Raw genomic sequence first — 18,684 nt, forward strand, 5'->3', positions numbered from 1 at the left:
CATGCGTCATGACATGCGTTGAATGTAGCTGAAGCGTGCCCCACCTAATGGCGATCGTGTACAAAGTAATTCTCCATTCAGTCGGGAGGCTATTTGACGGCAGATGGCCAATCCTAGTCCCGTCGCACCATTTGATCCGGTATAGAATCTTCCGAACACCTCGGCTGCTTCAGATTCGGTTAGACCTTCCCCATCATCATCTACATGCATAACCCACACAACCTCCGGTGTTGTTCCCGTCTCCAAATGAATGACTACCTCTGTGGAGGTGTGTCGAACTGCATTTTGCAGCAAATTCAATATCATACGGAATAATTGCTCGGCCGGAACGGCCACATGCAGACCCTCTCCCTCCACTCGCAGCGAGATAGAGCGTTCGCTGGCCATCGGCATCAACAGATGAACAGCGTCCTCCGCCATACTTCTCAGATCAATCAAAGAGACGGGCCATTCCTCATTCAGCGCCTCCAACCTCGATAGCTGAAGCAACTTTTCCACCATATCAATTAATCGCTGGGATTGCACTTTAATAATGCTCAGTCCCTCGTCCTGCGATACTACTTGATCCTGAATGGCATATACATAGCCTTGAATGGACATTAACGGTGTCCTTAGCTCGTGTGATACATTTTGTAGAAATTCAATTTGGCTGTGGTGGTGCTGCTGAATGCGGGCGGACATGGAATGAAAGGTGCCTATCAGTTCGCCAATTTCGCTTTTGTCCGCCTGCGGAAAATCACTATCCTGCGGCTGATTCGGCTCATAGTTGCCTACCGCCTCTTTCAATCGCTTGAGCGGACGCACCAGACGTGAAACAACCATCAGACCAATAACGAGAATCACCAGAAAACTCGCGACGATTGACAGCAGCGTAGTTCTCATTAATGGTACATAGAGTGCTCTCAAAGAAGATAAGGGTGAGTATACAAAGATCCGAAAAGGTTGTCCGGGCAATTCTTCATTCGTAAACAGTATCTTTTTACCTTGAAGGACAGCAACGCCTTCATGTGTAGTAACCAGATCGTGGGCAGACGGATGAACCGATGCAAAAAAGCCCTGGCGGGTCAAAAGCAAACGCTCGAGCTTTTTGCCTTCCATTCCAGAGACGCTGGAGTCGATGATGCGGTTATCCGTGCTTAAAATAAAGTAATCGGCAGATAAAAGCACACCCTTGATAACATAGTTAAGTTCAGCATTATCCAGTCGATCAAAGCCCCCGTCACTCATAATATGGACGGCTTTGCGTGCCTGCTCATGGAGCTTGGATTTGGCCTGATTCACCAGAATGTCGTCGATGAGCCTGATAAATAAGACCACCGTAATACAGACAGTAATCAGCATTGCAATAGACAGGGACAGCAGAATTTTGGCTCTCATCGTACGCATGGCTACATCTCCTGAACCGTTGCTTTATATCCAAATCCCCATACCGTGTTAATGACGAGCGTGGAGTGGTATTCTGCCAACTTTTTTCGAATACGTTTGACCAGATCATCTACGACCCTCACATCCCCTATAAAATCATAGCTCCACACCTGCTGAATCAAATGCTCTCTGCCAAAAGGCCGTTCCAAATGATTCGCAAGAAACAGCAACAGATCGAATTCACGCGAGGTCAAATTCACCGCTCGTCCGTCTACTGTAACTTTACGAAAGTCAGCAAAAATGCACAGATTGCCTGCATGGCAAAGATTTGCGCCCTCTGCTGCTTGCTTGTCATCAGATGCAGACGTGCCCGCCTTGCTCAGTCTCAGCATCGCTTTGACCCTTCCCACCAGCTCCCTTGGATTAAAGGGCTTGGTCAGAAAGTCACTGCATCCCAATTCCAGCCCATGGATGCGGTCATTTTCCTCTCCGCGCGCGGAGATCATAATGATTGGCATTTCTGTAAACTCACGAAGTTGAGTCAATAGAGAAAGCCCGTCAATGCCTGGCATCATAATATCAAGCACGAGACAATCCGGACGGTTGGTTCGGATATGCTCTACCAGTGTTTTTCCACTGGAAAAGGAAGTTACCTCGTAGGACTCTTTTTTCAAATATTCAGATATTAGTTGCAAAATGAATACATCGTCATCCACTACTACTATTTTTGTCATAGCCTTAACTCCTTGCTGTTGTTCTGAATGCTAGCATCCTTTCTTAAGCTTATCAGAAGCCCCACAGAATAGACAAAAGACGGGTATACCGTTCCCGGTCCCGTCTTTTCTTATCATGAATCGCTGCTGTATATGCCAGGTGAACTGAAAGCTAACTAACTTCTACCTTCTACCTTATTTTTTGTTTGTTACTACTTTAGCTGCTGCTTTTGGAGCTGTTTTCACCGTTTTTGGAGCTGTTTTAGCTGGGACTGCTTTCTTTACTGGAGCTTTATGGGTTACTTTTTTAGATACAACATGTTGTGCACGAGTTTTATGTGCCGCTACCTTGCGTTGAACAGCATTATGTTTTTTCGCATGATGTTTAACTGTACGGTGTTTTGCTTTCACTGCTTTTGCTTTGTGGCTTGCCACTTTTTTCGCACTGGCTTTTTTGGCAGGAGCTTTTTTAACAGGTGCTTTCACCACAGGTGTTTTCGTTGCAGGCGCTTTTGACGGTGTTTTGCTAGCAGGAGTCGTAACCGCAGGAGCTTTGATGGCTGGTGCAGTGGTGACTGGAGTTGTGGTTGCTGTAGCGGCGAATGCGCTGCTTGCTCCTCCCAGTACACTTACTACGGTCAATACGGCTGCTGCATTTTTAGTCCATTTTTTCATGATTGAATCACCTCTCCTTTAAAGTATCTTTAGCTTATCAGGAGAATTCGGGATAATTGTGGAACAAATATGTGAAAAGTATATGAAAAAGCGTGCAGCTCTGTATCTGAAAAATACATGAGTCTGCACGCTATAAGTGTTGCAACCATCATCTCCACTAACCGATGGCAATCCAAGAAACAATACCGTAGTTATGCGCGGTTTCACTCCACTTGGTTACGACGATCACCGCTCCATGAGTCGTCTGAGATTTCAGCGTCGCATGAAAGAGAGGATGGTTCGTCATCGCTACCAAAGTGTAATCCGGGTTCACAAATGGCTCCCCGAATACAATGGTTACTTCTGTCTCTCCTTCGCTTCCCTTTAAAAGAAACGGCGCTCTGCCAAACTGCTGCAATGCAGGCTGATTTGTACAAGTACGGACCGGGGTGATGCTCAAATGCTCTGGTTTCACTGCGTTCAGTTCCAGCTCACGTGAGCCCACGGAACCTTCTACCAGATGATGACCTTCGATGCTCTGCTCTGCCACATGATGACTTTGTACCGCAGCAGCCTGCAGATGCTCTGGACCTACAGCTTCTGGGCTCAGCACCTCACTGTCGACGACCTGATTCTGCAGATGGCTGCGAGATATACTGTTTGCCTGAAGTTTGTCGCCACTGATTCCTTCCTCAGGCAAAAGTCCCGAGAGATGAATATCTGTGGACAATTGATTCAATGTTACTGAGCCGGGTTTCAGATGGTGCGAATCAATGACTTCCTCTGCAATATGGTGGCCTTCAATTGCCTCCTCAGCCACATGGCGGGACTCCACCGTTCCATCTGCGAGTTTGCCGGACGTCACCGCTCCATCCCGTATAGCTTCCTCTGACACCGCCTGCCAGCCGATATGCTGTGACTGAATAGCTCCTGCTTGCAAATGCTCGGATTGGACAGAATCCGGTGAAATGTGGCGGGACTGCACTGCCCCCTCTGCCAGTGCTGACTCTTGAATCGCTCCCTCGGACAAATGCTGGGCTTGCACGGCATGTTCTGTCAAATGTACAGAGCTTACGCTGGCTTCCGCCAGATTCGAAGCTCGCACCGCCCGAAGCGCAAGCTTCTCAGCGTTCACGCTGCCTGCCTGGAGCGCGTGAACAGATACACTCCCTGGCGCAATATGCTGGATCGTCACTGCCGAAGGCTGCAAGTGGGCTGAGGTGACGGATTCCGGCGCCAGATGGCTCGACTGGATGGTCTCTTCTGCCAAATGATGGGCTTGCACTGCTTCGTCCGTAATGTGCCACGGCTGTACGGAATGTGGAGATATTTTGGCAGCTGTCACGACCTCATCTGCCAGTTTATCGGACGTAACAGACTCATCCTTCAGAGCATTAGTCGATATCGACTGGTATGCCAGATGCTCGCCCTGAATGGTTCCGGGGTGTAGATGGTGCGGCTGGATCGATTCCGAGGCAATATGCACGGATTTCACTGCCCCTTCTGCCAGTGCTGTATCCTGTACTGCACCGATTGCCAAATGCTGGGTGTGTACCGACTGTGCAGACAGATGGGACGGGCCGACGCTGTCTTCCGCCAGATTCGTTCCTTGCACCGAGTGGGCTGCCAGCTTCTCCGAGGTGACGCTTTCCGCTTGTAACGCACGGCTAGACACACTATCCGGGGCCAGATGGCTCGCAAGTACCGCCGAAGAGTGCAAGTGGACTGAGGTGACAGATTCCGGTGACAGATGGCTCGACTGGATGGTCTCTTCTGCCAAATGATTGGCTTGCACTGCTTCGTCCGCAATGTGCCACGGTTGTACCGAGTGAGCCGACAGTTTGGCAGCAGTCACACCCTCATTCGCTAATTTATCACACGTAACGGACTCATCCTGTAATGCATCGGTCGATATCGACAGGGATGCCAGATGCTCGCTCTGAATAGTTTCAGGGTGCAGGTGATGCGGCTGGATGGATTCCGGGGCAAGGTGTACCGACTTCACTGCCCCCTCGGCTAGCGCTGTATCCTGCACTGCGCCGACTGCCAAATGCTGAGTGTGTACCGACTGTGCAGATAAATGCGAAGGACCGACGCTGTCTTCCGCAAGATTCGTCCCTTGCACCGAGCGTGCTGCCAGCTTTTCTGAAGTGACGCTTTCCGCTTGTAGCGCAAGACCGGATACACTATCCGGCGCCAAATGACTCGCAAGTATCACCGAAGACTGTAAGTGGGCTGAGGTGACAGATTCCGGCGCCAGATGACTCGATTGAACGGCCTCTTCTGCCAAATGATTAGCTTGCACTGCTTCATCTGTAATGTGCCACGGCTGTACCGAGTGAGCCGACAACTTAGCGGCAGTCACACCCTCATCGGCCAATTTATCAGATGTCACAGACTCATCCTGTAAAACATCAGTCGATATCGACTGAGATGCCAGATGCTCGCCCTGAATGGTTCCAGGGTGCAGATGGTGTGATTGGATCGATTCTGGAGCGATATGCACGGATTTCACTGCTCCCTCTGCCAACGCTCTATCCTGTACCGCTCCGGCTACCAGATGTCGGCTGTGTACGGACTGTGCAGACAGATGGGACGGGCCGATGCTGCCTTCCGCAAGATTCGTCCCTTGTACCGAGCGCGCTGCCAGCTTATCCGAGGTGACGCTTTCCGCCTGTAGTGCACGACCAGATACACTATCTGTCGCCAGATGACTCGTAAGCACTGAGGAAGCCTGCAAATGGCGAGAGGTAACGGATTCGGAAGCCAGATGGCTTGACTGGATGGCTTCTGCTGCCAAATGATTTCCTTGCACTGCTTCGTCTGTAATGTGCCACGGCTGTACCGAGTTGACCGACAGCTTGGCGGCAGTCACACCCTCATCCACCAATTTATCGGAGGTAACAGACGCATCCTGCAAAGCATCGGTCGATATGGCCTGGGATGCGATATGCTCGCCCTGAATGCTTCCTGTGTGCAGGTGATGCGGCTGGATTGACCCCGCGGTAATGTGTACCGACTTCACTGCTCCCTTTGCCAGCGTTGTATCCTGTACTGCGCCAGTTGCCAAATGCCGGGCGTGTACCGACTGTGCAGACAAATGTGACGGGCCGACGCTGTCTTCCGCAAGATTCGTTCCTTGCACCGAGTGGGCTGCCAACTTTTCCGAGGTGACGCTTTCCGCTTGTAGCGCACGACCAGATACACTATCTGTCGCCAGATGGCTCGTGAGCACTGACGAAGACTGCAAGTGGGCTGAAGTGACACTTTCCGGTGCCAGATGGTTCGACTGGATGGATTCTGCTGCCAAATGATTTCCTTGCACTGCTTCGTCTGTAATGTGCCATGACTGTACGGAGTGGGCCGACAGCTTGGCGGCAGTCACGCCCTCATCTGCCAGTTTGTCAGATGTCACAGACTCATCTTGTAAAGCATCGGTCGATATGGCCTGGGATGCAATATGCTCGCCCTGAATGATTTCAGTATGCAGATGGTGTGGTTGGATCGATTCCGGGGCAATGTGCACGGACTTCACCGCTCCCTCTGCCAGCACTCTATCCTGTACCGCTCCAGCTGCCAAATGCCGCGTGTGTACGGACTGCACAGATAGATGTGAAGGGCCGATACTGCCTTCTGCAAGGTTCATTCCTTGTACCGAGCGGGCTGCCAGTTTTTCCGAGGTTACACTTTCCGCTTGAAGTGCACGACCGGACACACTATCCGGAGCCAAATGTCTCGTTAGCACCGAGGAGGCCTGTAGGTGCACCGAGGTGACCGCTCCAGATGCCAGATGGGTCGAGTCCACAACCGCTACGGCCAAGTGGTTGCTTTGTACAGCTTCATCCATAATATGCCCGGACTGCACTGCATGGGCTGACAGCTTGGTAGAGGTTACACTTTCCTCTGATAGTTTGGCAGAGGTAACCGCTTCATCCTGTATGGCCGGAGTTGCTATCGCCTGCAATGCAATATGCTCTCCTTGAATGATCCCGCTTTGCAAATGCTCGGATTGAATGGATTCTGCTGCAAGATGCTCAGACTTCACAGCATTCTGGGCTAATATCGTGTCCTCTACTGATCCTGCGGCCAAATGTCTGGTGTGTACGGCCTGTGCAGCCAAATGTCCGGGTCCCACGCTGTTTTCCGCCAGGTTGGAAGCCTGCACAGCCCGAGCCGCTAACTTCTCGGAAGTGACGCTTTCCGACTGAAGTGCATGGCCGGACACACTATCTGGGGCGAGATGTTTGGTTTGGACCGAAGCAGACTGCAAATGGTTGGAGGTGACGGATTCCGGCGCGAGATGATTCGCCTCCACTGCTTCAACAGCCAGATGGTTGCTCAGTACTGCTTTATCCGTAATATGCCATGGCTGCACCGAACGAGCAGACAGCTTAGAGGAAGTGACACTGCCCTCAGCTAGCTTAGGCGCAGTAATCGCCAAATCATTAATTTTATCCGTAGCCACACTTTCCGGCGATAGTTTCAACGAAGTAACGGCATGATCCTGTAAATGGTGGGAGTATACCGCACCACTGGCCAAATGCGCGGTATGAACAGCGCCTTCGCCTAGTATGTCTGCGGTAACGGACTGTTCTTGCAACGCCGCGGTTCCGACACTGTCTTCCCCAAGATGCTTGCTCTGTACAGAGCTCTGGGCCAAATGGGTTGAATCCACCGATTGAGCCTGTAACGCCTTTCCGCCCACACTGTTGTCGGCAAGGTGGTTTTCACGGATTACTCCCGTTGCAATGTGTACGTGGGTAATGGCTTGAGACGCAACTTTATTTCCGGTTACCGCCCCTGTGCCAATTTTAGTTTCTATAACCGCCTCGTCAGCGATTTTGTCAGACTTAATAGCGCTCGAAGCGATGTGATTTTCCTTGATAGCCTGATTCGCCACATGGTAATCCAGAACTGCACCTTTCCCTATTTTCTCGCTTGTCACAGCCCCGGAATGCAAATGTTGCTCCGTAACCGCCTCTGGTGCAATATGATCTTTCCGAATAATTTCGGATTGAAGATGCACGGAAGAAACTGCCTCTGGAGAAATCTGAGGTCCTTGTATGGCTGCTGTTGCAATATGTCTGGTAAGTACTGCCTCATCGGCAATTTTGTGTGGGAGAATGCTCTGATCCGATATTTTGGATGAAGTGACGGATTGATCAACGATCTGCAATGAGCCTACAGACTGATCTGCCAGTTTATTGGATTGAATACTCCGATCCGCGATATGCCGGGCTGTCACTTGGCCCGTTCCAAGCTGCTCTTCCCCGATGGAGCCAGGACTGAGATGCTTTCTTTCAATCGCTCCCGCCTGAATGTGCGTACTGGTGACTGCCTCAGACTCCAGATGACGCCCGCTGACAACACCTTCCTCCAATTGTTCCCTACCCACTAGTCCGTCGGATAGCTGCTTGCGATTAATCGAACCCGGAGCTAGATGCCGGGCATGGACGGCATGCTCGGTCAGGTGTGTGCTCTCAATGCTGCCTGCCTGGATTTTAGTTCCATCCACAGCCCCATCCCGCAGTTTGGAGGTGGTCACAGACTGATCGCCCAGCTTGGAGCTATCAACAGCTTCATTCGCCAAATTGTTCGATTGAATCGTACCGCTGCGAATTTTATCGGAGGTGACCGACTGATCTTGAAGCATATCTGAAGACACGATCCATTGCTTGAAATGACGGCTTTCAATCGAGCCATTGGCAATATGATCGCCGCTGATAATTTTATCCGCCAGCTTTTCTGGAGTGATGCTGCCATCACGAAGTTTTTCACCACTAATAGAGCGATCCTGCAATTTACTGCCTGCCACTGATGCGTCCGACAGATGCTCGACCGTAATGGAGTCGGGAGCAATCTTCGAAGCAGTCACAGCACCGTCAGCTATTTTAATTGTATGAACAGCATAATCTGCTAGAAATTCCGTTTGGATACTCTCTTGTTTCAGCTTGCTGGAATCTATAGAAGCGGGAGCGATCTTTTCACCTGTCACAGCGAAATCACTCAAATCGTCTGTATAGATGAAAGCATTGTTTACATGCGGAGCCTTCTTATTGTTCAAAATTTCTTCCACATCAATTGGATCAGGTTCTGGTTCTGGTTCCGGCTCCGGTTCTGGATCTAGTTCTTGCTCTGGTTCTAGCTCTGGCAGTGGGGGTTCTTCCATCAAAGCTGGAGTCTCCTCTACATCTGCAACCTCAATCTCTTTCTCGTGCAGAGCCTCGACTTCAGGCTCGATAACTGTCTGTAGCTCCGACTCCTCTGTAGTTGGGGGAGGCGGAGAAGCAACTTGATGAAGTCTTGCTTCTGTCTCCCTCTCCGCAGGCAGTGGTTTTGAGCGTTGTATCATACTTAACTCATTCATATCCGGGTCAATTACACGATAGAGCGGCTTTTTGTTTCTGTTGGTTTTGCGGCTCTTGTTCTTCAAGCAGCTCTCTCCCTTCTCATGTTTATCGTTACAGCATCATATGCAGACTCTTAGGCACTTGCCACCCTGTACAGAGATTCACTTTTGGGTAAAAAGGATACTTACTGAAATCCACGTTTGAAAAAAAATTGTTAAAAGTTAAAATAGTAAGGGTGAAGATTGCTACAAGAAGAGAGGAACTACAATAACATGATTATCAAACCAAGAACACGTGGCTTTATCTGCACCACTGCTCATCCGGTGGGCTGTGCCCAACATGTTCAGGAGCAAATTGACTATGTACAAGCCCGTCCTGCTATCCAGGGACCTCGTAATGTGCTTGTGATCGGGGCATCGGCCGGATATGGGTTGGCTTCTCGAATTACGGCCGCTTTCGGTGCGCGTGCCAATACAATTGGCGTGTATCGTCCTAGCAATGCTACGGCTACACGCACAGCATCAGCAGGCTGGTATAATTCTGCTGCATTTGAAAAAGCAGCTCAGGATGCTGGGCTTAAATCTTTAAGCGTGACAGGAGATGCCTTCTCGGATGAGGTCAAAGCCAAAACGGTGGAAGCCATTCGCGAAGAACTGGGACAAGTCGATCTGGTGGTTTACAGTGTGGCTTCAGGTCGCCGTACTAATCCCCGCACAGGCGAAACGTCTAATTCCGTGCTCAAACCTATTGGTGAGCCTTACACGAATAAGACCGTTAACTTTCACACCGGTGAAGTCAGCAGCGTGACGCTCGAACCGGCAACAGAAGAAGAAGTACAGGGGACTGTAGAGGTTATGGGCGGTGAGGATTGGAAATTGTGGATTGACACCTTGCGTGCAGGCGGCGTGCTCGCTGATAACGCCACTACCTTCTCTTTTTCGTATATCGGTTCAGATATTACCCAAGCCATCTACAGAGAAGGCAGTATCGGAAGTGCAAAAGATCATCTGGAGGCGACAGCTCGTCAGCTGAACGACCAGATGAAAACCACGGGTGGACGCGCCTTCGTCGCAGTCACCAAAGGACTCGTTACCCAATCCAGTTCGGCCATCCCTGTCGTTCCTCTGTATATTTCCGCTTTATATAAGGTGATGAAGGAGAAAGGGCTGCACGAAGGGTGCATAGAACAGAGCTACCGCCTGTTTGCCGAGCGTTTGTACGCACCAGAAACTGCTGTAGATGAAGAAGGTCGTATTCGCATTGATGATTGGGAACTGCGCGAGGATGTGCAGGCAGAAGTCGCGAAAATATGGAAGGAACTGACGACCCATAATATCTATGAATTGTCCGATCTTGAAGGATATCGTCGCGAATTTTTCCAGCTGTTCGGCTTTGAGTTCGAGGGTGTGAACTATGATGCTGATATTGATCCGATCGTAAATATTCCTAACGCACGCTAAGTCTTTTAGTGCTGCCATTCTGTTAGAAAAATATAAAAAAGCTGTCTCTGGCAGAAGAACATTCTCTTCTGCACAAGGACAGCTTTTTGTTTTCTAACTAAAAAGGAACACTTGTGTCTATTTTGAACAGCAAAATGTGTAAACATTGCAATTTTAAAATTCATTTGATATTGTACAAGTAGGCATAGCAAAATCCCTCTTCTTACCAAGAGGGTAAGCACAGTTGGACAAGTCCTACCTTGACTGACCGTGATTATTTTTGCTCAGCCCATCACATCCCTGTAAGGAGGTGAACAATATGGCAAAAGACGTTCTGTGCGAAGTCAACTCATGCACGTACTGGGCTCAGGATAATAAATGCAGCGCAAGCTCTATTTATATCGTAAGCAACAAGCCTGCAAACACTCACACGTCCGAAGAAACAGACTGCAAAACCTTTGAAGCAAAATAGACCTTAGTTTTCAAGCCAAACCATAGCTTTATCATGAAGGAGCCCCTGCCAGGGTTCCTTCTTTCTTATGATTCTAACAAGAATGATAATTATTATCAAGTTCTTTTTGGCCTATGTTATAGAAAATGCTATCCGCTCCTATGCATTCACTTCCTCGAAGTTTTTCGACTTCGCTTAAGACAAAAAAAGAAGCGTCACCCTGAACGAGTCGCTTCTTATGCTTGACCTTTTGTAATTGTTCCTGCTTGGTTGGCTTCATTCGCGTGTGCTGTGAAATTTCGCCATAATGATCATTCGTTTTGCGGCTCTGTGCCGCGCAATAGATCCCGGCGCGTTTCGCCTTGCTTAACGCCTTTTGTGTTTGAGTACGTGCCATACTGCTTCACTCTCCTTGATTGGACTCCCTGTATCATAGCATCCAATAGGCAAATCGTGAATGGTTTGTCTGACTCAAACATTCTTTAATTCATTAAATGTCTGAAAAAATATCCGGATCGCCACTGGAGGCCGCCACAACAAAAACAATAACCAAGAAAATAATAATCAGTGCATAAATCAGTGTGCCGATAATACTACATACCAGTCCAGCAATGGCCATACCTCTGCCTTGCTCGCCATGACGGTTAATTTCCTTCAGGGAAAGACTGGACAAAATAATACCCACAATTCCGATAATCAACCCAAGATAGGGAATGACAACAGATAAAATCCCGAGCACCATCGAGGCAACAGCTTTACTGTTTGTAGGTGGAACTACTGGGGGCTGGTTAAATGGAGCGTTATAATCGTTCGGCTCCTGAAAAGGATCGGAAGATCGAGGCTCCTTGTACAAGTCACTCATCTGTTTAATTCAACTCCAATAATTATAATAGCAATATATAAGTTCTAGGGTACCACAATCTTACAAATCAGGACAGTACTTATTTCAATTTTTTAAATTAGAACGTTAAAAAGAAGAAGCGTAGCATCTTAGCACTTTTTGAGATAATCGGGCATACAGTACTGTACCTATTACAGATAAATTACGCTCCAAGAGAGCATCCTGCCAAGGAGGACGGAGCTATGTTATATCGTGGAACAGCCCGCAGAAAGGGCTCGTCTCACCAACGTTTACATGCAGAGACACTTCGGAAAATATCCGCCGCCATGCTGCCATTTTACAAAGCTATTGCAACCCAACGTGCTTTTGCCGTCCAATGGTCACGAGCTGTCGTTCAGGGTAATTTGGATCGGATGAAATCCCTTCTCTGCTCGGTAGCGCCATTTGCCGCCAAACAAGGCTTAGGTACGAATGGGATTGGCTACTTTGTTTCCTTTTTAGCTCAGCCGCCGATGCTCTATTACACGAACGGTACGACGATTCCCCCAGGGACGGTGCAGTTTACATTTGAGCCAAAGGTTCATCGTGCCATTGCCAAAGCCGTTTTTCCGCTGTATCGCGAATTGGCACGCAATGAATGCTTTGCTTCTGCCCTAGCCAAAGCGATCAACAGGCAAGACCAGCGTGCAGTTCATGTAATGATCCGTAGTTTAATTCCATCCTCTGCGCTAAAATCTGTAGACATTGAGGATGATGGTTTTGCATTGCTTTTTAAGTATCCCTTTAGTAAGTACCCCTATCGCAATCTACTTTTTCGAGAGTTCACTTAAAAAGGTCGCTACAAGCGCACTTGCTTAAGTTCTTCAATGAGCTCTTTTCCCATTTGTATAGCCATGTCTGTCAGCACTCGGATTTCGTCCTTGGTTGCATGATCCAAATGCGTCCCGCAGCAAATGGCGAAGTTACCCGCAAACTCTTTACGCAAGCGAACTGCAATTTCTTCAGTAATATAAAATTCCTTGTGGTTTTGCAATTGCACGGTTTGAATCGGCTCAAGCCTAGCCCCCGCAGTAATCGTCCCCAAGTGAGGCTGATCACCGCCTGATATGAGCACAACGATATCTTCCCCCATAAAATAGGCATCCAGCACAAGACGGATACGTCCGCTTTCTTTTTCCAAATGAATCATATGATCCTCTCCTGCTAAAAATATTATTGTGAAACGATTCACTTCATAGAGTACCATTCATTGTATCGCTTCCTGAACTGTTGGACAAATTTAAAAAGGCCCACAGCAGCCTCTATTAACAGTGGCTTGCTGTAGACCTTTATTGTATTCTAAAAAAACTCCCATCCTCTTACTTGCTGTTAACGGATTGTGATGTTATGCACTGCCTTACCCGTTGCGCCGTCATTATCCGTTACTGTTAGCTCCACGGTATACGTTCCGGCTGTGGTGAATTTATGCTTCACCTTGGAACCAACTGCCGTATCGCCATCACCAAAATTCCAACTGTAGCTGACGATCTCACCATCTGTATCGCGGGAAGCTTTGGCATTAAATTGTACATTTTTGTTCTTCTTGGCTGCGTCATTCGCCTGAATAATAGCTACCGGCTTTTCATTCGATGTAGGTGGATTCGGACCTGGGCCCTCTCCTCCACCATGGGTTACATACAACCTCCCCGGCGCCTCCGTCTCCACTTCATTCCCTGCTGCATCCCTTACCCGGATCACGATGACTCCGCCTTCCAGGTTCAGAGAAGATGAAGTGAGATAAGTACCTTCATAGTGGCCTGACGAAGTTTCATTTAATGGAATTTCATTACGGGCCAAAGTGGACAGGTTAAAGGGCAGCTCCACATGGAAGGATGCCTCCAAACCGGATGCACTGTCAAAAGCTACTCGTACCGGCTGTCCTGGAGTAATACGTACATCCTCAGCAGGGCTAATATTTTCAAGCTTCGGCAGCGCTGTATCGACATACACCGAGCGTGTAACAGTCGTTTCGTTTTCGGCAAGATCTTTGGCCGTTACCGTAATTTGATTTTCACCTTCATTGATAAGCAGCCGTTTATTAAAGCTACCGTCACTTCCGAATTCAGCGGGCTCGCCGTTAATCGTCAATTCGGTGAGGAACTCGTCATACACCGTACCGGTTACACTGACCACACCCGCATTTGTACGAGCTCCTTCATCAGGTGAAGTCAGGATCAGACCCGGTTTAGTCTGATCGAGCGTTACAACCACCGGCTCGGAACGATCCGTTACTTTGCCGTATACCGCCGCTTGAACACTTAGCGGATTAGCACCTGGCTGAAGATCGACCGACAAACTGAATTGACGATCCTTCACTTTCGTTGTGCCAGTCAGCTCCTTACCGTTAAAGAGCTGAATATCAGCTCCTTCTGCCGGAGAAGTTCCTGTTACGGTAATCGTTTCCTCCTGCGTATACGTAGCCTTCGTAGGAGTCGTAATCGTTGGAGCATTCACCGGATATCTGACGATAGCCCGGATCATGTAGTTCCCTTCCTCTTCAGGTGATTGGCTCCATGTGCCGCTTACACCTTGCCAGCTGCGGAGCGCATTGGGACTGTTTTCATCTGTAGCCAGACCTGGTGACTGTGTCCCTACCGCAGACTGTGTATATACGATGTAGAAATCACCTTGAACCGTCACCGGCTCTGGAAGCTGCACCGTCGTCCATTGTGTCTCATCCCGGACAGCAGTCCCGTCGAATGGACCAGCCAATAGACGCCCAGGTGCTCCTGCTGCACCGGAGGCGTCATAGATAGAATATTGGAATGCCGTTCCTCCCGGATTCGGGAAGGCAGAGTTCCAGAACAAAAGGGATGCTCCTGTCACTTGTGCCACTTCCGACTCAGGTGTCATTCTCACTGCCCATGAATTGCCTGCCGCGTTAAAGGCTCTGGCATTTTCTCCTGTACCGTCATCATAGGCAATGCCTCCTTGGAAACCGATGAAAGGCTTCAACGTGACATTCGCTTCAACACTGCCGTTTGGAGGAGCAGTCACGGAAACACTGTCACTGTAATAATTTTCGGCTGCAATGGACAATGTGTATGTTCCTTCCAGCACGTCCAGCGTAAATTCTCCAGCCTCATTCGTCTCTACAGGAGCAATACGTGCATCTTCCAGCACCAATACTTTCGCTTTTTGGATCGGTTCACCGGATTGCTTGTCGGTAATAACCCCGTGAATCGTACCGTGAGGGACAGCCTGGAGACTAAAGTTTGCTCTGATGACTTTGTTATTTTCAATCGTGACTGCTTTCGTCTGAGGCACGTAACCGTAGGCTTCGGCCTTCAGCGTATAGTCACCTGCTACATGAGTGAAGCTGTATTTGCCCGTGGTTGGGTCTGTTTTCACCGAACGTCCGGTTTCCAGTACCGTAACGGTAGCACTGGCTGGAAGACTGTCAAGGCCGACACGTCCACGCTCCACGAATGCATCTGCCGGCTTCACTTTTTCCTGGAATTCACTCTTTTCAGTGCTTGTAATTTTATACAGCGGGAATTGTTCTTCCGCTTTTTCCAGCTTGATATTGGACTCAGGTACGATATCCTTGGTCACTGTCGAAGCTGGAACACCCAGCACACGGAAATCGTCAATGTACCAGCCATTTTTGTTCACACTGTTATCCGATTTCAAGCGGAAACGAACTTGAATCTCATTGTCGGTATAGCTATCCAGATTGTAGTAAACAGGCGCCCAATTCTTACCGCTTGTATTATGTGAGAACTTACCCAGCTCACTCCACGTGTCGCCATTGTTTTTGGACACTTCTACATATCCGTAATCATAGCCGCCCTCAATTTCAAACCAGTGGTTGAAAGTCAGTGTTGCATTGCGTATACCATTCAAATTAATTTTTGGAGAAACCAGCGAAAAATCAGCACCGTTCTCATAGTTGCTATCGAGATCGGTGGCCCACACATTCGGCTTGGACACTGCGCTCCCCGGTCCTACTTCCTTAGGAATGCCGCGTTCCCATTCATCCTTGGTCCCGGAATGAGTCCAACCATTGTCTGAGCTGCTATCAAAATGATCGCTATACAGCGTATCCGGCACGTCCACTCTTAGTGAAGCCTCGTTCGACTTGACACCTTCGTTACCGCTATAATCCTCGGCTGCCACTGCATAATGATAGGTCGCACCACCGACGGTGATTGTATCCGTGTAGGTCAGCCCAGAAGTTGTACCGATGGAAGTATAATTTTTGCCGGACTGGGTTGAACGATACACCTTGTACTGCTTCACATCTTCATCAGAGGAAGCACCCCAGGCGAGTGTAACATTGCCCACATTATCTGCTTCAGCAGTCAAATGGCCAGGGGCAGCAGGTGCAACGGCGTCTGGTTCCTGAATGGACAGATCGTCAATATACCAGCCATCTTTCACGATCGTATTGTCACTAGTAAAGTTGAACAGGAGGTATACCTTTTGACCCGCAAATGCTCGCAAATCAAGATATTGTGTTTTCCAGCCATTGCTGGTTCCAGTAAACGATAATACCTGCTCAAACGCATTCTGATTGTTGGTGGTCGCTACATACACTTTGCCGAAATCAGAATTGTTTTCAAGATCGTACCAATGCTTGAAGCTGACCAGTGCCCCCTTGGAACTCTCGGTCAGATCAATAGGAGGAGCCATAAAATAACTGTTGGTGTTGGTCTGGTATTGGCCTTCGAGATTGGTCGCGATGACCTTTGTACCCGAATGTGCGCTTTTAGGGCCGCTTGTGGGGGTTCCCCATTTCCAAACACTACCCTGACCACCGATATTAATACCGGCGATGTCTTTTTCAAAGTCTTGTGTGTGACCTGGTTTAACACCTTTGGAGACATTCACCTTATATACTTCCGTTTCAAAACCATTATTGCCGAAATCATTTACACGGATATAGTATTCCAGACCTGCGCTATCCACCAAAAAGGTCGGAATGGACGCTTGATATGTACCGTCTTTGCTGTCTCCGGAGGTCCGCTCCAACGGAATGTATACATAGTTTGACGAACCCGCTGTTTTGGCAAATGCCTCAACGGCTGTTACGCCAACATCATCCGTAACATGAGCCGTCAAAGGTATATCAAGACCCTCAAATGCAGCTGCAGGCGGTGTATGCTCAAGAACAGGCGCTTCCAGATCGTCGCCACCTGTTACGACTTTACCGGATACAGAGCCCAGACCCTGCATGACAGATCCGACTGCATCGAGTGCATTAATGACACCATGTCCATATCCATTGTTTGGCGAAGTAGGATATGTGCTGTCTGTCCGAGGGGTAGCCGTGTTTTCCAAAATTTCCTCCAGCTGGTCCACGGTAAGAGAATGATTCGCTTGCAGCAGTAGAGCAGCCAGACCCGCAACATGAGGACCGGCCATGGAAGTACCGTTATAGCCACCTTTATAACCGCCACCAGCCACGGTTGAACGAATATTTACACCCGGCGCGGAAACTTCGGGCTTGATCTCACCGTAAGGTGAGGGTCCCAGCAATGAAAAGCTTCCCAGTTTATCATTGATATCGGTTGCCCCAGTGGCAAAGGATTCCGGATAGTTGGCCGGATTGGCTACCGATCCAGGTCCGCCCGGATTGGAGAGAGAGGTGTTTCCTGCGGAGAATTCGGGAAAGATCTGAGCATCCCGCCACGCCTGAACTACAGGCCGGAACCATTCATCAAGACCCGGTCCGCCTCCCCACGAGTTGTTCACTACATCTGGAGCAAGCTCGGGATGAAGATTACCTTGAGCATCTTTTGGCGCAAGCAGCCATTGACCGCCGTCCAGTATAATTGCATCCGTCGTTTCCGGATTAAAAATCCGAACCGCAATCCACTTTGCACCAGGGGCAACGCCCACTCGGTTCGTTCCATTTTCCTCGGAGCCGACCATCGTGCCCATCGTATGCGTACCATGGGAATCGTCTTCCTGATCGACCGGAAGCGCCGCATGACTATGCGGATCATACCAGCTCAGTTCTGGATTTACGACATTGCCTGCCGCATCCAGACCACGCCATTTGCGATGCAGGGCCGGATGCGTGTAGTCTACGCCTGTATCGAGGTTGGCGACCACGATTCCGGTTCCGTCAATTCCTTTTTCCCACACTTGTGGTGCGTTAATATGGGATATATTCCATTCCACCGTAGATGGATCCACAGCGTTCTTGCCTGTATTGCCGGGCAATGCCGATGTTTTGCTATCGTCCTTTTCCGGTTCTACAGCCTTCTGTGCTGTGTCAGACTTTGCCGTTGCTGTTCCAGCCGCTTTGTTACCTGTGTCCTCTGGCTGCTTATCAACCGTTACCTTTTGCAGATAACGTGTTTCATTCGGCAAAATTTTATCGACCTCGGGCAGCTTCGAAATATGGTCCAGCACCTCCTTGGTGCTCGTGACAGCCAAAGCATTGACAATAAAATAGCTTTTATATTCTTTTACTCCGCCGCTCTCTGATTCCTTATCCAAATAACTTTCAAGCCCATATTGAGTTCTGGAAGCCGTTTCACGCAAAGAGCTGATTACATGGCTACGTACAGCCATTTTTGCGGCGGAAGGTGTTATTTTCTCAAGTGAAGCCTTTTGGAGAGCATTTTTGGAAACCTTATTGGTATCTACCTGTTCTTTTAATTTGACCAAATAAGTAACATAGTTGTTCTCCTCAAACTGTTTGGTCAGTTTCGGGGACACCTTCGCGGTCGTGACCTTGTGTGAGGCTGATTTTAGCTCCAGCTTGGAGCCATCCGGTGTGTTTTTCGCTAAAGCGGGTTGAACAAATGAAAAGGCCATAAGCAAAGAGAGTCCAATAGATAACGATTTCTTGAAACGTCTAGGTTTAATCAATTACTTC

At 48.9% G+C, this 18,684-nt stretch carries 11 protein-coding genes; 3 read left to right on the plus strand and 8 right to left on the minus strand.

Going from position 1 to position 18,684, the window contains the following annotated elements; all coding sequences use genetic code 11:
• Positions 1-6 precede the first annotated feature (6 nt).
• From EGM68_RS18810 to EGM68_RS18825, 4 genes are all read right to left on the minus strand, one after another.
• Positions 7-1,386 carry a sensor histidine kinase gene (locus EGM68_RS18810; protein ID WP_013372508.1) on the minus strand — a complete coding sequence of 460 codons (1,380 nt, stop codon included), beginning with the start codon at positions 1,384-1,386 and terminating at the stop codon, positions 7-9.
• 2 nt (positions 1,387-1,388) lie between these two features.
• On the minus strand, positions 1,389-2,099 hold the full coding sequence (locus tag EGM68_RS18815; RefSeq protein WP_040103125.1) for a response regulator transcription factor: 711 nt from the start codon (positions 2,097-2,099) through the stop codon (positions 1,389-1,391).
• Between the two features lie 174 nt (positions 2,100-2,273).
• Positions 2,274-2,753: a hypothetical protein gene (locus tag EGM68_RS18820; protein ID WP_040103124.1), complete on the minus strand. Its 480-nt coding sequence runs from the start codon at positions 2,751-2,753 to the stop codon at positions 2,274-2,276.
• Between the two features lie 157 nt (positions 2,754-2,910).
• Positions 2,911-9,165: a WIAG-tail domain gene (locus tag EGM68_RS18825; protein ID WP_129549803.1), complete on the minus strand. Its 6,255-nt coding sequence runs from the start codon at positions 9,163-9,165 to the stop codon at positions 2,911-2,913.
• Between the two features lie 189 nt (positions 9,166-9,354).
• On the opposite strand from EGM68_RS18825, the gene fabV reads away from it, so the two are divergent.
• Positions 9,355-10,542 carry an enoyl-ACP reductase FabV gene (gene fabV / locus EGM68_RS18830; RefSeq protein WP_129549804.1) on the plus strand — a complete coding sequence of 396 codons (1,188 nt, stop codon included), beginning with the start codon at positions 9,355-9,357 and terminating at the stop codon, positions 10,540-10,542.
• Positions 10,543-10,840: 298 nt separating this feature from the next.
• The gene (locus EGM68_RS18835; RefSeq protein WP_017426780.1) at positions 10,841-10,993 is read left to right on the plus strand and encodes a DUF1540 domain-containing protein; all 153 of its coding nucleotides are present in this window, start codon (positions 10,841-10,843) and stop codon (positions 10,991-10,993) included.
• A 73-nt stretch (positions 10,994-11,066) separates the two neighbouring features.
• On the opposite strand, the gene EGM68_RS18840 is transcribed toward EGM68_RS18835, so the two are convergent.
• Together EGM68_RS18840 and EGM68_RS18845 are read right to left on the minus strand one after the other, a co-directional pair.
• Positions 11,067-11,369 (minus strand): hypothetical protein, encoded by a 303-nt coding sequence (locus EGM68_RS18840; RefSeq protein ID WP_025676001.1) that lies wholly within the window; start codon positions 11,367-11,369, stop codon positions 11,067-11,069.
• Positions 11,370-11,462: 93 nt separating this feature from the next.
• Positions 11,463-11,834, minus strand: a complete 372-nt coding sequence (locus EGM68_RS18845; RefSeq protein WP_013372515.1) for a DUF4190 domain-containing protein — start codon at positions 11,832-11,834, stop codon at positions 11,463-11,465.
• A 221-nt stretch (positions 11,835-12,055) separates the two neighbouring features.
• Here EGM68_RS18845 and EGM68_RS18850 point away from each other — a divergent pair, with 221 nt between their 5' ends.
• Entirely contained in the window at positions 12,056-12,643 is a 588-nt protein-coding gene (locus EGM68_RS18850) for a hypothetical protein (RefSeq protein ID WP_025676003.1), read from the plus strand.
• An 8-nt stretch (positions 12,644-12,651) separates the two neighbouring features.
• Here EGM68_RS18850 and lpdD read toward each other — a convergent pair whose 3' ends face one another.
• Positions 12,652-13,002, minus strand: a complete 351-nt coding sequence (lpdD, locus tag EGM68_RS18855) for a prenylated flavin chaperone LpdD (protein WP_025365561.1) — start codon at positions 13,000-13,002, stop codon at positions 12,652-12,654.
• Positions 13,003-13,181: 179 nt separating this feature from the next.
• A complete protein-coding gene (locus EGM68_RS18860; protein ID WP_129549805.1) occupies positions 13,182-18,677 on the minus strand; it encodes a S8 family serine peptidase in 5,496 nt (1,831 codons plus the stop codon).
• Between the last annotated feature and the right edge of the window lie 7 nt (positions 18,678-18,684).

Source organism: Paenibacillus sp. M-152, from assembly GCF_003856555.1.
In the GTDB taxonomy this organism is placed as follows: Bacteria; Bacillota; Bacilli; order Paenibacillales; family Paenibacillaceae; genus Paenibacillus; species Paenibacillus polymyxa_C.

Bases quoted from the DNA above. Each gene is read 5' to 3' on its own strand.
- EGM68_RS18810 (WP_013372508.1), bottom strand. From the start codon at position 1,386: ATGCGTACGATGAGAGCCAAAATTCTGCTGTCCCTGTCTATTGCAATG.
- EGM68_RS18815 (WP_040103125.1), bottom strand. From the start codon at position 2,099: ATGACAAAAATAGTAGTAGTGGATGACGATGTATTCATTTTGCAACTA.
- EGM68_RS18820 (WP_040103124.1), bottom strand. From the start codon at position 2,753: ATGAAAAAATGGACTAAAAATGCAGCAGCCGTATTGACCGTAGTAAGT.
- fabV (WP_129549804.1), top strand. From the start codon at position 9,355: ATGATTATCAAACCAAGAACACGTGGCTTTATCTGCACCACTGCTCAT.
- EGM68_RS18835 (WP_017426780.1), top strand. From the start codon at position 10,841: ATGGCAAAAGACGTTCTGTGCGAAGTCAACTCATGCACGTACTGGGCT.
- EGM68_RS18840 (WP_025676001.1), bottom strand. From the start codon at position 11,369: ATGGCACGTACTCAAACACAAAAGGCGTTAAGCAAGGCGAAACGCGCC.
- EGM68_RS18845 (WP_013372515.1), bottom strand. From the start codon at position 11,834: ATGAGTGACTTGTACAAGGAGCCTCGATCTTCCGATCCTTTTCAGGAG.
- EGM68_RS18850 (WP_025676003.1), top strand. From the start codon at position 12,056: ATGTTATATCGTGGAACAGCCCGCAGAAAGGGCTCGTCTCACCAACGT.
- lpdD (WP_025365561.1), bottom strand. From the start codon at position 13,002: ATGATTCATTTGGAAAAAGAAAGCGGACGTATCCGTCTTGTGCTGGAT.